The organism is Bacillus cereus group sp. MYBK5-2, assembly GCF_051915685.1.
Classification (GTDB): Bacteria; Bacillota; Bacilli; order Bacillales; family Bacillaceae_G; genus Bacillus_A; species Bacillus_A cereus.
Window position 1 is genome coordinate 160,448 of record NZ_JBQAFE010000002.1, and the last position, 13,682, is coordinate 174,129.

Here is a 13,682-nt window from a genome sequence, read left to right on the forward strand (position 1 = left end):
GAAGAGGAGAAAAAGGAAGATGGGGAGTCAATCAGCAGAGCAAAAAAAAGGGATACTATACGCGGCTGGTGCTTACACGATGTGGGGAATCCTACCGATTTATTGGAAATGGGTTGAGGAAGTTCCAGCAGATGAAATATTAGCACACCGCATCGTTTGGGCGTTTGTTTTTATGTTACTCGTATTAGGTGTTACGAAGAGGTTTCGTCAGTTTATTGGGGAATTTGTGAATCTTTTTAAACGACCTAAATTATTAATGTCATTAACAATAGCTTCAGTCTTGATTAGCGGAAACTGGTTTGTTTACATATGGGCCGTTAATCATAATCATGTTATTGAAGCGAGTCTTGGCTATTATATTAATCCGCTTATTAGTATTTTACTTGGTACAGTCGTTTTAAAGGAAAAGTTAAACTTCTGGCAATATGTTGCAGTTGGTTTAGCTGGAGTGGGGGTTATCATTTTAACAGTGCGTTTCGGATCTATTCCGTGGGTTTCTCTTTCACTTGCCTTTTCATTTGGATTATACGGATTAACGAAAAAACTGTTAAACTATGATGCTACAATTGGACTTACGATGGAAACGATGTTAGTGACACCGCTTGCAATCATTTACCTTGTTATGACAGGCGCCCATGGTTTCGGCTCATTTGGATCTATTTCAATGTTATCGACATTACTATTAATAGGAGCAGGTATTGTTACAGCTCTACCACTTTTTTATTTTGCAAAAGGAGCCCAACTTATTCCGCTTTATATGGTAGGTTTTTTACAATATATTGCACCAACAATTAGCTTAATTTTAGGTGTGTTCGTATTTGGTGAACATTTCACATCTACTCATATGATTGCATTTTTCTGTATATGGGTTGCATTATTTGTATTCTCGGTAGCGAAGACTAAGTTTTTAGTGCAGAAACAACCGAAATTTATAAAAAATAAATCAGCAAAAGTATCATAATGCGTAGTATTTTCTACGCATTTTTCTTTATACTTATATTATATAGAATTTCCATTATAGTCAGTAAGGAGCTGAGAACATGGAAACAATTTTACATAATGATCCGCTTATGGCAGCTGTAATTTCATGGTTTTTAGCACAATTAACGAAAGTAGTCTTCAAATTAGTTAAAACAGGTGAATTTGATTTTGCAAAGTTTTTTGCTTCAGGTGGGATGCCAAGTTCTCATGCTTCAACAGTTACAGCGCTTGCTACAGGAGTTGGAGTAGTGGAAGGTGTGGAAAGCTCGATGTTTGCGGTTGCTACAATTTTTGCCATTATTGTTATGTATGATGCTTCAGGAGTAAGGCTTGCAGTAAGTAAACAAGCAAAAATATTGAATGATTTTTTTCACGGTAGAGAAACAGAATATAAGAAGTTAAATGAACTTGTTGGGCATACACCGTATGAAGTAGTAGTCGGTGCTTTATTAGGGATTATTGTCGGAGTAGGGTATTGTTTATGAGCAGAACATTTTATATGTTCTGCTTTTCTTTGTTTTTATACATATTCAGCTACCTTTTTGAATATCGTTATACGGATTTCGAAAGGGTGGGTGAGCAACTTGTTATTATATGAAAAAGTGCATGAAGAAATAGCGAGAAGAACAACTGCACTTCAAACAATGCAACGGCAAGATGGTACGTGGCGGTTTTGTTTTGAAGGAGCGCCACTAACAGATTGTCATATGATTTTTTTATTAAAATTATTAGGTAAAGATAAAGAGATAGAACCGTTTGTAAAAAGATTAGCATCACTCCAAACAAATGAAGGAACATGGAAATTGTATGAAGATGAAGTGGGTGGTAATTTATCTGCTACAATTCAATCTTATGCTGCCTTACTTGCATCGGAAAAATATACAAAAGAAGATGCGAATATGAAGCGAGCGGAAATGTTTATAAATGAGCGCGGTGGGGTAGCGCGTGCTCATTTTATGACGAAGTTTTTATTAGCGATTCATGGAGAATATGAATATCCTTCTCTCTTTCATTTGCCAACACCAATTATGTTTCTGCAGAATGATTCCCCTCTCAGTATTTTTGAACTGAGTAGCTCAGCACGTATTCATTTAATTCCGATGATGTTGTGTTTAAATAAAAGATTCCGAGTAGGGAAAAAGTTATTGCCAAATTTAAATCACATTGCAGGCGGGGGCGGAGAATGGTTTCGGGAGGATCGGTCTCCAGTTTTTCAAACGTTAGTAAGTGACGTGAAGAAAATTATAACGTATCCACTTTCTTTGCATCATAAAGGATATGAGGAAGTAGAACGTTTTATGAAAGAGCGTATTGATGAAAATGGAACATTATATAGCTACGCAACTGCCTCGTTTTATATGATTTATGCTTTACTTGCATTAGGACATTCTATTCAATCACCAATTATTCAAAAAGCTATAACGGGAATCACATCTTATATATGGAAGATGGAGAGAGGGAGCCATTTGCAAAACTCTCCATCAACTGTATGGGATACAGCTTTACTCAGTTATGCTTTGCAAGAAGCTCAAGTTCCGAAAGCAAGTAAAGTGATTCACAATGCATCAGCATATTTACTAAGAAAACAGCAAACGAAGAAAGTAGATTGGAGTGTACATGCACCGGATCTCTTCCCGGGTGGTTGGGGCTTTTCGGATGTGAATACGACGATTCCAGATATTGATGATACAACTGCTGCGTTAAGAGCATTGGCGCGAAGTAGAGGGGACGAAAATGTAGACACTGCTTGGAAGCGAGCGGTTAATTGGGTTAAAGGATTGCAAAATAATGATGGTGGTTGGGGGGCTTTTGAAAAAGGGGTAACGAGCCGTATATTAGCAAATTTACCAATCGAAAATGCAAGTGATATGATTACAGATCCTTCTACACCAGATATTACAGGAAGAGTATTAGAATTTTTCGGAACGTATACGCAAAATGAATTGCCCGAGAAACAAAAACAAAGTGCGATAAATTGGTTAATGAATGTACAAGAGGAAAATGGATCGTGGTATGGGAAATGGGGAATTTGTTATATATATGGTACGTGGGCAGTGTTGACTGGTTTACGGTCACTAGGAATACCATCTAGCGATCCATCAGTGAAACGAGCAGCTTTATGGCTTGAACATATACAGCATGAAGATGGTGGCTGGGGAGAATCTTGCCAAAGTAGTGTGGAAAAAAGATTTGTTACTTTGCCATTTAGTACACCATCCCAAACAGCATGGGCGTTAGATGCCCTCATCTCTTACTATGATAAAGAAACGCCAGTTATTCGAAAAGGTATTTCATATTTGCTCTCCAACTCTTATATAAATGAAAAATATCCTACTGGAACAGGTTTACCAGGTGGGTTTTATATTCGTTATCATAGTTATGCTCATATATATCCGTTGCTTACTTTGGCTCATTATGCAAAAAAATATAGAAAATAAACCGAGAGATGTCTCTCGGTTTATTTTGTTGGGTAGTAGGTCCCTTTTGAAAAGAATAAGGTTGTGATGTACCTTATTTTTCGGTTGATTGGCGCTTTTGACGTGCATCAGCGGCATTTGCACGTGCGTTTGCTTCTAAGTCATTGTGGTCAGCAAGTTCGCGAGAGAACTCAACATCAATGCCATCCGTTGCTTTGCTTTGTTTGAAATTCTTTTTGTTCATTCGACACAATCTCCTTGCGTTTATGCGACGTTGCAAAGTTAGTTTGACACAAATAGACTGTTTTATACAAAGAGGAATTGGAAAGCAAGGAGCCGAAATATACAGTATAAGTAATAGAAATGGGGGATAGGAATGGAGTTTTTAAATGGGAAAACAGCTGTTGTAACAGGAGCTGCACAGGGAATTGGAAAAGAGATTGCAAGGGTTTATGCAAAACTAGGGGCGAAAGTATTAATTAGCGATGTAAATGAAGAGAATCTACAAAAAACGACACATGAGTTATCAGATGAAGGATATGAAGTGTGCTCATATCGATGTGATGTGAGTAATCAAAATGAAGCAAAGTCGTTAATTGAATATGCGGTTCAAAAATTTGGTACATTACATATTTTGGTGAATAATGCTGGAATTACAAGAGACGCAATGTTACATAAAATGGAGAAGTCTGCTTGGGAACAAGTATTACAAGTGAATTTAACTGGAGTTTTTTATTGTATGCAACCCGCGCTTCTTTACATGAGACAACAAGGGTATGGACGCATTATTAATATATCTTCAATTAGTAGAGAAGGAAACATAGGTCAAGCAAATTATGCGGCTACAAAGGCAGGAGTTGTAGGATTAACGAAAACAGCAGCGAAAGAAGTTGGAAGTTTCGGTATTACTTGTAATGCGATTTGTCCGGGGTTTATGGATACAGATATGACCAAAACGATACCAGATAAAGTGAAAGAAAAGATGGTTGGCGCTATTCCAGTTGGTAGAATTGGAACGCCAGAAGATATTGCGAACGCAGCAGCCTTTTTAGCATCAGAATACGCATCTTATATTACAGGTGAAGTATTAAATGTGAGCGGAGGACTGCAAGTTTAAAGGAATACATAATGAAAAGAACCTGACCAGGTAGGTCAGGTTCTTTCTCATTAATTTAAGTTAAGCCAAACGCTCTTTACTTCTGTATAGTTATTTAATGCGTAAGATCCCATTTCACGGCCAAGACCAGATTGTTTAAATCCTCCAAATGGAGATGCTGCATCAAAGACGTTATAACAGTTTACCCATACTGTACCTGCACGTACTTTACTTGCAACATAGTGTGCTGTTTTAACATTTTCTGTCCACACACCAGCCGCTAAGCCGAATTGTGATTTATTTGCACGTTCAATTACTTCGTCAATATCGTTAAACGGTATTGCAGAAATAACTGGACCGAAAATTTCTTCTTTTGCGATCGTCATTTCATCATTTACGTCAGCGAATACTGTAGGAGAAACGAAGTAGCCTTGATCGAATGGATTACTTCCTCCGCAAAGTACTTCAGCGCCTTCTTCAATCCCTTTTTCAATGTAGCCCATTACACGTTTTTGTTGTTCTTCGGAAACGAGAGGGCCAATTGTTGTTTCAGGGTTAAGACCGACACCTTGATTTAGTTTTTTAGAATAGAGGACGAGATCAGCCATGACATTATCATACATTTTCTTCGGAACAAATAAGCGTGATCCAGCAGAGCATACTTGTCCTTGGTTAAACATAACACCAGAAAGTGCACCAGGAATCGCGCGAGATAAATCAGCATCTGGCAATATGATATTTGGTGATTTACCGCCTAATTCAAGTGTAACGCGTTTTAATGTTTCGGATGCTTGTCGCATAATTTGTTTACCGACAGGAGTAGAACCGGTAAATGCAATTTTGTCAACGAGTGGATGATTAACGAGAGCTTGTCCAGCTGATTCACCGAATCCAGGTACGATATTAATAACACCTTTCGGGAATCCAGTTTCTTCAATTAATTCAGCTAAGTATAGAGCAGATAGTGGAGTTTGTTCTGCAGGTTTTAAAACGATTGTACATCCTGTAGCAAGCGCTGCTCCCATTTTCCACATTGCCATAAGAAGCGGGAAGTTCCAAGGGATAATTTGACCAACGACACCAACAGCTTCATGGCGTGTATAGTTAAAGTAATCACCGGAAACAGGAATTGTTTGACCAACGATTTTCGTAGCCCAACCAGCGTAATAGCGCATATGCTCAATTGCAAGTGGTATGTCTGCTGCCATTGTTTCACGGATTGGCTTTCCGTTATCTAATGTTTCGAGCTGTGCAAGCTCTTCTTTATGTTCTTCCATTAAATCAGCTAACTTGTACATGAGACGGCTTCGCTCAGCAGTGCTCATACGAGACCAAGGACCTTCGTCAAAAGCCATACGAGCTGCGACTACAGCTTTATGAATATCTTCGCGACCAGCTTCAGAAACGACGGCAAGAGTTTCACCAGTTGCTGGGTTAGGTGTTTTAAATGTTTTACCGGAAGCGCTTTCGATGAAAGATCCATTCACATATAACTTTTTTGTACCTTGAAGAAATTTCTCTACCTTTTCATGAAGATTTACAGCTAGTTGACTCATTGTATAACCCCCTTGAAAATATAATGTAAACGCAGTACGAGACGGCGCTTATTCCGAAATCAAGGATGTGGAAACTAGATGGAAAGCCTCTAATTAAAATCATAATTAAGAAATACTGAAAATTCAAATTTCATTTGTGTTACAATTGTAAAAAATATGTAATGTAAGAGAAGCTTCTATATGATTATAAAAAATCCTGCTTGTTTTTACTTTCTATTAGGAAAAACTAGAAGAACAATGGTACAATAATACATCGTGAGAGGAGGGGTAAAAATGAAAGATTATCATGATGATCCACGCTTTCGAATAGCCCATAGAGAAGCGTTAATTGGTCTTGGACTTGCTATTATTAATTTTATAATATGGTACGGATTTGCTTATGGGCTTGGTAGTAAAAATCCGAATGAATATACATATGTATTAGGTTTTCCCGCATGGTTTTTTTATAGCTGTATCGTTGGATTTATCGTTATGGTTATTTTACTTAGTTTAGTTGTTCGTTTTGTATTTCAAGATATTTCACTCGATGAGGAAGAAAAAAGTGAGGAATAATAGATGAATTGGTATGTAATCATTCCAATGATAATTTCGTTTATCGTTGTATTTTTAATTGGTGTATATGCTTCAAGACGTGTGCAAGCAACTGCTCATAATAAATTTTTACAAGAATATTTTCTTGGTGGGCGTGAGCTAGGCGGTTTATTATTAGCGATGACAATGATTGCTACGTACGGTAGTGCAAGTAGCTTTATTGGTGGCCCTGGTATTGCTTACAATATGGGTCTTGGATGGGTACTGTTATCTGCGATTCAAGTTGTAACAGGCTATATCGTTTTAACGGTTATCGGTAAAAAGTTTGCAATTATCGCTAGGAAGATGGAAGCAATTACTCTTATCGATTATTTAAAAGGGAGATACAATAATAAAGCAGTTGTTATACTTTCTGCGTTATGTATTATTATCTTTTTATTTTCAGCGACAGTAGCCCAGTGGGTCGGTGGTGGACGATTAATCGAGTCACTAACGGGTCTATCGTATACAACAGCACTATTTTTATTTACTTTTTCTGTACTTGTGTACGTATTAATTGGTGGATTTCGTGCAGTTGCTCTATCAGATACATTATTAGGAATCATTATGTTAGTTGGAACGACAATCATTTTAATTGCTACTGTCATTGCTGGTGGTGGAATTGAAAAGATTATGCAGGAACTTGTTCAAATTAACCCAAAGTTAATTACACCATTCGGAGCAGATGGCAGTTTAACGAAATCATATGTTACATCATTTTGGATTTTAATTGGAATTGGCGTTGTCGGCTTACCGCAAATTAGCGTGCGTGCCATGTCTTATAAAAATTCAAAAGCGATGCATCAAGCTTTAATAATTGGAACCGTTGTCGTTGGCACAATTATGATCGGTATGCATTTAACTGGTGTATTTGCAAGAGTAGTACTTCCAGGTATAACGGTACCAGATAAAGTAATGCCGCTACTTGCGATGGAAGTGTTACCTCCTTGGTTAGCTGGAGTTTTCTTAGCTGCACCGATGGCAGCGATTATGTCTACAGTAAACTCTTTATTATTACTTGTAAGCTCGTCAATTATTAAAGATATATACGTAAATTACATAAATAAAGATGCAGCAGACAGTACGATAAAAAAAGGAAGTTTATGGATTACTGGTATTGTAGGACTACTCGTTTATGCAGCGGCGATTAAACCACCAGATTTTTTAATATGGCTAAATTTATTTTCTTTCGGTGGATTAGAAGCAGCATTCATTTGGCCAATCGTATTAGGGTTATATTGGAGGAAAGGAAATGCTACAGGAGCGCTTGCGTCTATTTTAGTTGGGGTAGGCTCATATATGTGTATTCATCTTTTCTATCCAAATCCGTTCGGTATACATACAGTTGTCTTCCCGATTTGTTTTGCGTTTATCGCTTATGTTATTGGAAGTATGAGTGCTGTAAAAAAAACAGTATAGGTTAGCTGAAGAACGTAGTCCTTATAAGACTGCGTTTTTTCTTATGAATTTGTTCTTTTTTTATTCTGTATATCCACGGTTATTCATAAATTAATAACAACTGAGGGGATGGAGTTGAGGTCGATGAAAAAAGTGTTATTTTTAGGAGACCCAGGAATTGATGACTCTTTAGCAATTATGTATGGATTGTTGCATCCTGATATCGATATTGTTGGTGTAGTAACGGGATATGGAAATGTAACACAAGAAAAGGCGACAAGTAATGCCGCATATTTATTGCAAATGGCAGGACGGGAAGATATACCTGTTATTAATGGTGCGAAAATTCCTTTATCCGGAGATATTACGACGTATTATCCAGAAATTCATGGGACAGACGGCTTAGGGCCAATTAAACCTCCAAAAACTTTTTCACCAAATATAAAGCCTTTTTGTACATTTTTTGATCTTCTTGAAAAATATAAAGGAGAATTAATAATAGTCGATGCTGGTAGATCAACAACATTAGCGACAGCATTTATTTTAGAAAAGCCGATGATGAAGTATGTGAAAGAATATTATATAATGGGCGGTGCTTTCTTAATGCCTGGCAATGTAACACCAGTCGCAGAGGCGAATTTTCATGGTGATCCCATTGCGTCACAATTAGTTATGCAAAATGCCAAAAATGTGACATTAGTGCCACTTAACGTTACATCTGAAGCAATTATTACACCGGAAATGGTAAAATATATTACGAAACATTCTAAAACGAGTTTTAATAAGTTAATCGAGCCGATATTTACGTATTATTATAAAGCATATAAAAAGTTAAACCCGAAAATAACAGGTAGTCCAGTACATGACGTCGTTACAATGATGGTTGCGGCAAATCCATCCATTTTAGATTATGTATATCGTCGTGTCGATGTAGATACAGTTGGAATTGCAAAAGGAGAGAGTATTGCTGATTTTCGGCCTCAACCTGATGCAAAAGCATTAAAAAATTGGGTGCGAATTGGTTGGTCGTTACATTATAAAAAGTTTCTTGAGGATTTTGTGAAATTTATGACGTAGACATAATAGGAGCATACAAGTTAAAATAATGGAGATGGTTATGTAAATGACCATCTCCATTATTTTGTTTTTAAATGATAAATAGAGAAGAGTTACACAATAGGAGAGGAATTTTACTTGAAAAAAACTATAGTATGCGCAGTAATTGTGGGTATTTTTGTTTTGCTAATATCGGGTAACTTTTTAGTGAAAAAAGTGTGGAGTTCAAATAATGATGATGCACAGTATATTGCATCTTTTATTGAAGAACATAAAGATGAAAAAAATAGTGCGCTTCTAGTAAAGAGAAATGATAAAGTTGTTTATTCTGTAAACCCAAATGTTGTATTGCCAGTTGCTAGTACGATGAAATTAATTGTGGCGCTTGAATATACGAAACAAGTTACTGAAGGGAAAATTGATTCTTCTAGTTTCGTGTCGATTAATGATGTGAATCGTTATTATGTGCCGAATACAGATGGTGGTGCACAAGATAGATGGCAAAAGTATTTGGAGAAGACGGGCAAGATAACTGAAGGAGCGGTTTCTTTAGAAGAAGTGGCAAAAGGAATGGTTAAGTTTAGTTCGAATGCAAATGCTGAATACTTAATGGAATTGTTAGGATTAGATAACATCAATCGAAATTTACAAAGTTTATCACTTCCTGCACATCAACCACTATTTCCAATCGTTTCATCTTTGTATATCCCGGGATATTTGCATAAAGAATTACATGTTCCAAAATATAAAATAGAGAAAAAGTTAAAAGAAATGTCTCAAGAGCAATATCGTGAATATGCGATGATTATTCATGAACGCTTAAAGAAGAAAGGACCATTATTACAGAAGGAAATTCCGCTTTATTTAGAGGAACGTTACGACAAAATTTGGTCAGATAGATTACCAGCAGCTTCTGCAAATGATTATATGGTATTACTTCAAAAGGCAAACCATAAAGGTGGCTTGACAGAGGCTGAAGAAAAAGTGTGGGCAAATATCGTTGAAACAGACATGAGTGCCAAGAAATACCGTAAAACATTCAGACATGCGGGGCAAAAGAATGGTTACACACCATGGACGGTTACAAAAGCAGTTTACGCTATGGATAAACGTGGAAACTGTACGGAGATTGTGTTTTTGGCGAATAATTTAAATGAAGACGATAGTGCAGAAATACGGAAACATTTAGCAAACTTACATTTCCAAGTGTTGCAAAGTGATAAGTATGATGCGACTTTTATTAAATAAACTCGGTGCAGAGAGCACCGAGTTTATTTTTATGTACAAGCACTTTTTTTCTATCTCTGGGTATGATGGGTAGTAATACTTAGGTGAGAGGGGAAAAGGTGATGAAACAAAGTAAAGAAGAGTTTATAAAGAGTGAAGGCGCTGATTTCCCTGGGAAAACATATGTGGATTGTATATTACAACATGTATTTCATTTTCAAAGAAATTACTTATTGAAAGATATGTTTCAAGTGCATAAAGCACATATTACGATGCTGACGGAAGAAAATTTAATGAAAAAGGAAGAAGCTAAAGTTATATTACACGCATTAAAAAAGGTAGAGGGAATTCCAGAAGAGCAATTGCTCTATACAGAGCAGCATGAAGATCTCTTTTTTTTAGTCGAACATTTAATTTCTCAAGAAGCGAAATGCGATTTTGTAAGTAATATGCATATTGGTAGAAGTAGAAATGATATGGGCGTAACGATGTATCGCATGAGTTTAAGGCGATATGTATTACGATTAATAGAACATCATTTGTTATTGCAAGAAAGTGTACTGCAACTTGCCGTTGATCATAAGGAAACGATCATGCCAGCTTATACACATACACAACCAGCACAGCCAACAACATTTGGTCATTATACGTTAGCAATTTATGATACGATGCAAAGAGATTTAGAACGAATGAAAAAAACGTACCAGCTTTTAAATCAGTCTCCAATGGGGGCAGCTGCACTCTCTACAACAAGTTTCCCGATTAAACGAGAACGAGTTGCTCATCTACTTGGATTTACAAATGTAATTGAGAACTCATATGATGCTGTTGCTGGAGCGGATTATTTATTAGAAGTTAGCTCGCTACTTATGGTAATGATGACGAATACGAGTAGATGGATTCATGACTTTTTGTTGTTAGCAACGAAAGAATATGACGGTATTACTGTTGCAAAGCCATATGTACAAATCAGTAGTATTATGCCGCAAAAACGAAATCCGGTTTCAATTGAACACGCTCGTGCAATTACGAGTAGTGCTTTAGGAGAAGCATTTACAGTATTTCAAATGATTCATAATACACCATTTGGTGATATTGTCGATACGGAAGATGACTTGCAGCCATATTTATATAAAGGGATTGAAAAGGCAATTCGTGTTTTTTGTATGATGAATGCAGTGATCCGAACGATGAAAGTAGAAGAAGAAACGTTAAAAAGTCGTTCCTATAAACATGCAATAACGATAACGGATTTCGCCGATGTTTTAACAAAAAACTATGAAATTCCATTTCGGCATGCTCATCATGCAGCAAGTGCTATTGCAAATATGTTATTGGAGCAGAAAAAAGAACTACATGAATTACACTTCAAAGAGGTAAATATGTACTTGCAAGAACATTTTAAAATAAATTTATTAGAAAAAGAGTGGAAAGAAATTATATCGCCAGAAGCTTTTATTCAAAAAAGAAATGTATACGGTGGACCGAGTAAAAAAGAAATGAATCGTATGATTAAAAATCGACAAGAGTCATTTCGAAAAGAAGAAGATGTATTTGAAAAGGAAAAACAGAGAATTTTACAAGCTGAAAATGCTTTGAATACATTAGCTTTGAATATTATTGAATCGTAAAAGAGGGATTTAATGAATTAATCGCCAATACTTAATTAAAATATAAATAGAGAGAAGAGATTGTCGATGATTCAATTACATGTATATGAAGAGATTTTTCATTTTAAAGAAGATGTTACACCATTTCTAGAAAAGAATGAGCAGGAAAACAATCTCATATTAGGTGTATTACAAATGGTCCAACAACCAACATTTATGGGGATAGCGAAACAAGGAGAAGAAATTGCGGTTGTATTTCTGCAAACAGAAGAGAAGAAACAAATCATTGTTGCAACTTCTGAAATTGCGGGAGTAACTATTGAGGAACTTGCAAAAGAATTAACGAAAGTATATCCGGATATTCCTGGATTGATCGGTAATAAGAAAATTGTACAGAAATTAGCGGAAGAGATTGCAGTATTAGAAAATAAAAAAACGCATGTTGCAATGGAGCAAGGTGTGTATGAGTTGAACAGAGTAAAGAAGAAGTGTAATGCGAATGGACTTTTTCGAGCGGTAAATAATGATGAATTACCATTAATAGAACAGTGGATATATCAATTTTGTGAAGACGTAAAGCTTCCTACTACGAAAGAAGAAGCAAAACAAACTGCGTATACATTAATAACTACAAATCGACTGTTTGGTTTGGAAGTGGATGGGAAACTCGTTTCTGTAGCTGCAAAAACGAGACCAACTAAAAATAATATAACAGTTAATTTTGTATATACGCCGAAAGAAGCAAGGAAAAAGGGATACGCATCTAAGTGTGTAGCAGCACTTAGTCAACGTATGTTAGATGAAGGGTACAAGACGACTACGTTATATACTGATTTAGCGAATCCGATATCGAATAAAATTTATCAAGAAATTGGTTATGAGAAAATTGCGGAGTCTGTGCTTATATTTTTAGAGAAGTAAAACAAAAAGGTGTGCTATTTTAGCACACCTTTTTGTTATTCATCAATTCTAATAATCTCGCCTTGAGGGAAGTCCTCAGTTTCTAGTAAGTTACGAATAGCTTTCGCAACATATTCAGGTGATAATAGTTTTCCTTCTTCTTTTAATGCAATGAAGCGGTCCAAGTTTATGAAATCTTCTTTATTTGTTTCACGAATTTGTGATTGCATATTAGTATCAACAACGCCAGGTGCAAAAGCGACGATTTTTACTGGATATTCTTTTTCTGCTTCTTCAGTTGCTACGCACTGTGTAAACATATTTACACCAGCTTTCGTTGTACAATAAGCGCCCCAGCCAAAGTAAGGATTTTTTCCTGCACCAGATGAAATGTTAATAACGCGTTTATCTACTTTCCAGTCTTTCGTATGTTTCATAAATGTAGATGTAAGAATCATAGGTGCAAGTAAATTAATGTGAACGTTCGTAATGAATTGTTCGCTTTCAGCTTTTTCGATTGGCTTCATAGGTGCAACTGTACCCGCATTATTAATTAAATGAATAGAGGATACATTGTCTTTTTTAATAGATGAAATGATCTCTTTAAAGTTAGTTTCTAAGTTATGTACATCTTGAAGATCTAGGGAATGAAAAATGCAATTGCTGCTATATTGCTCTGCAAGTTTCGTAAGCTCTTTATTTTCTCTTCTAGAAATAGAGATGACAGTTGTATTTTTTTCTAATAATTGCGTAGCGATTGCCTCACCTAAACCTTGTGAAGTTCCTGTTATGATAACGTAGCGCATAGTTTTATAAACCCCTCTCATATGTGCGGAATTTTGTTGGACAACGTACATTGTATAGTTTGTCT

13 protein-coding genes are annotated in these 13,682 nt (G+C 36.2%); 10 read left to right on the top strand and 3 right to left on the bottom strand.

All coding sequences use genetic code 11. The features are described 5' to 3' along the window. The first annotated feature begins 19 nt into the window (after positions 1–19). The 3 genes from rarD to ACTFP3_RS09150 all read left to right on the top strand — a co-directional run bounded on the left by rarD (position 20) and on the right by ACTFP3_RS09150 (position 3,419). Complete coding sequence (rarD, locus tag ACTFP3_RS09140; protein ID WP_000535539.1) at positions 20–961, top strand: EamA family transporter RarD; 942 nt, start codon at positions 20–22, stop codon at positions 959–961. A 79-nt stretch (positions 962–1,040) separates the two neighbouring features. Then, the gene (locus ACTFP3_RS09145) at positions 1,041–1,466 is read left to right on the top strand and encodes a divergent PAP2 family protein (protein ID WP_000447820.1); all 426 of its coding nucleotides are present in this window, start codon (positions 1,041–1,043) and stop codon (positions 1,464–1,466) included. Between the two features lie 99 nt (positions 1,467–1,565). Then, positions 1,566–3,419, top strand: coding sequence for a terpene cyclase/mutase family protein (locus ACTFP3_RS09150; protein ID WP_440010140.1), 1,854 nt, complete (start codon positions 1,566–1,568; stop codon positions 3,417–3,419). Positions 3,420–3,492: 73 nt separating this feature from the next. On the opposite strand, the gene ACTFP3_RS09155 is transcribed toward ACTFP3_RS09150, so the two are convergent. After that, the gene (locus tag ACTFP3_RS09155) at positions 3,493–3,642 is read right to left on the bottom strand and encodes a YfhD family protein (RefSeq protein ID WP_001035815.1); all 150 of its coding nucleotides are present in this window, start codon (positions 3,640–3,642) and stop codon (positions 3,493–3,495) included. Between the two features lie 132 nt (positions 3,643–3,774). Between ACTFP3_RS09155 and fabG the strand changes: the two genes are divergently transcribed. After that, entirely contained in the window at positions 3,775–4,515 is a 741-nt protein-coding gene (gene fabG, locus ACTFP3_RS09160; RefSeq protein ID WP_025708953.1) for a 3-oxoacyl-ACP reductase FabG, read from the top strand. Between the two features lie 50 nt (positions 4,516–4,565). Here the strand turns inward: fabG and dhaS are convergent, their stop codons facing one another. Beyond that, a complete protein-coding gene (dhaS, locus tag ACTFP3_RS09165) occupies positions 4,566–6,050 on the bottom strand; it encodes an aldehyde dehydrogenase DhaS (RefSeq protein WP_440010143.1) in 1,485 nt (494 codons plus the stop codon). 273 nt (positions 6,051–6,323) lie between these two features. Here dhaS and ACTFP3_RS09170 point away from each other — a divergent pair, with 273 nt between their 5' ends. The 6 genes from ACTFP3_RS09170 (at position 6,324) to ACTFP3_RS09195 (ending at position 12,832) form a co-directional block, all read left to right on the top strand. Further along, entirely contained in the window at positions 6,324–6,602 is a 279-nt protein-coding gene (locus tag ACTFP3_RS09170; protein WP_000656239.1) for a YhdT family protein, read from the top strand. A gap of 3 nt (positions 6,603–6,605) precedes the next feature. Then, positions 6,606–8,039 carry a sodium/pantothenate symporter gene (panF, locus tag ACTFP3_RS09175; RefSeq protein ID WP_001104820.1) on the top strand — a complete coding sequence of 478 codons (1,434 nt, stop codon included), beginning with the start codon at positions 6,606–6,608 and terminating at the stop codon, positions 8,037–8,039. Positions 8,040–8,162: 123 nt separating this feature from the next. After that, the gene (locus ACTFP3_RS09180) at positions 8,163–9,095 is read left to right on the top strand and encodes a nucleoside hydrolase (RefSeq protein WP_000756457.1); all 933 of its coding nucleotides are present in this window, start codon (positions 8,163–8,165) and stop codon (positions 9,093–9,095) included. Between the two features lie 117 nt (positions 9,096–9,212). Beyond that, positions 9,213–10,322: a serine hydrolase gene (locus ACTFP3_RS09185; protein ID WP_000751366.1), complete on the top strand. Its 1,110-nt coding sequence runs from the start codon at positions 9,213–9,215 to the stop codon at positions 10,320–10,322. A gap of 101 nt (positions 10,323–10,423) precedes the next feature. Further along, entirely contained in the window at positions 10,424–11,932 is a 1,509-nt protein-coding gene (gene argH / locus ACTFP3_RS09190) for an argininosuccinate lyase (protein ID WP_326036416.1), read from the top strand. Between the two features lie 66 nt (positions 11,933–11,998). After that, the gene (locus tag ACTFP3_RS09195) at positions 11,999–12,832 is read left to right on the top strand and encodes a GNAT family N-acetyltransferase (protein WP_000615382.1); all 834 of its coding nucleotides are present in this window, start codon (positions 11,999–12,001) and stop codon (positions 12,830–12,832) included. Between the two features lie 35 nt (positions 12,833–12,867). Here ACTFP3_RS09195 and ACTFP3_RS09200 read toward each other — a convergent pair whose 3' ends face one another. After that, positions 12,868–13,617, bottom strand: coding sequence for a (S)-benzoin forming benzil reductase (locus ACTFP3_RS09200; RefSeq protein WP_326036415.1), 750 nt, complete (start codon positions 13,615–13,617; stop codon positions 12,868–12,870). Positions 13,618–13,682 lie beyond the last annotated feature (65 nt).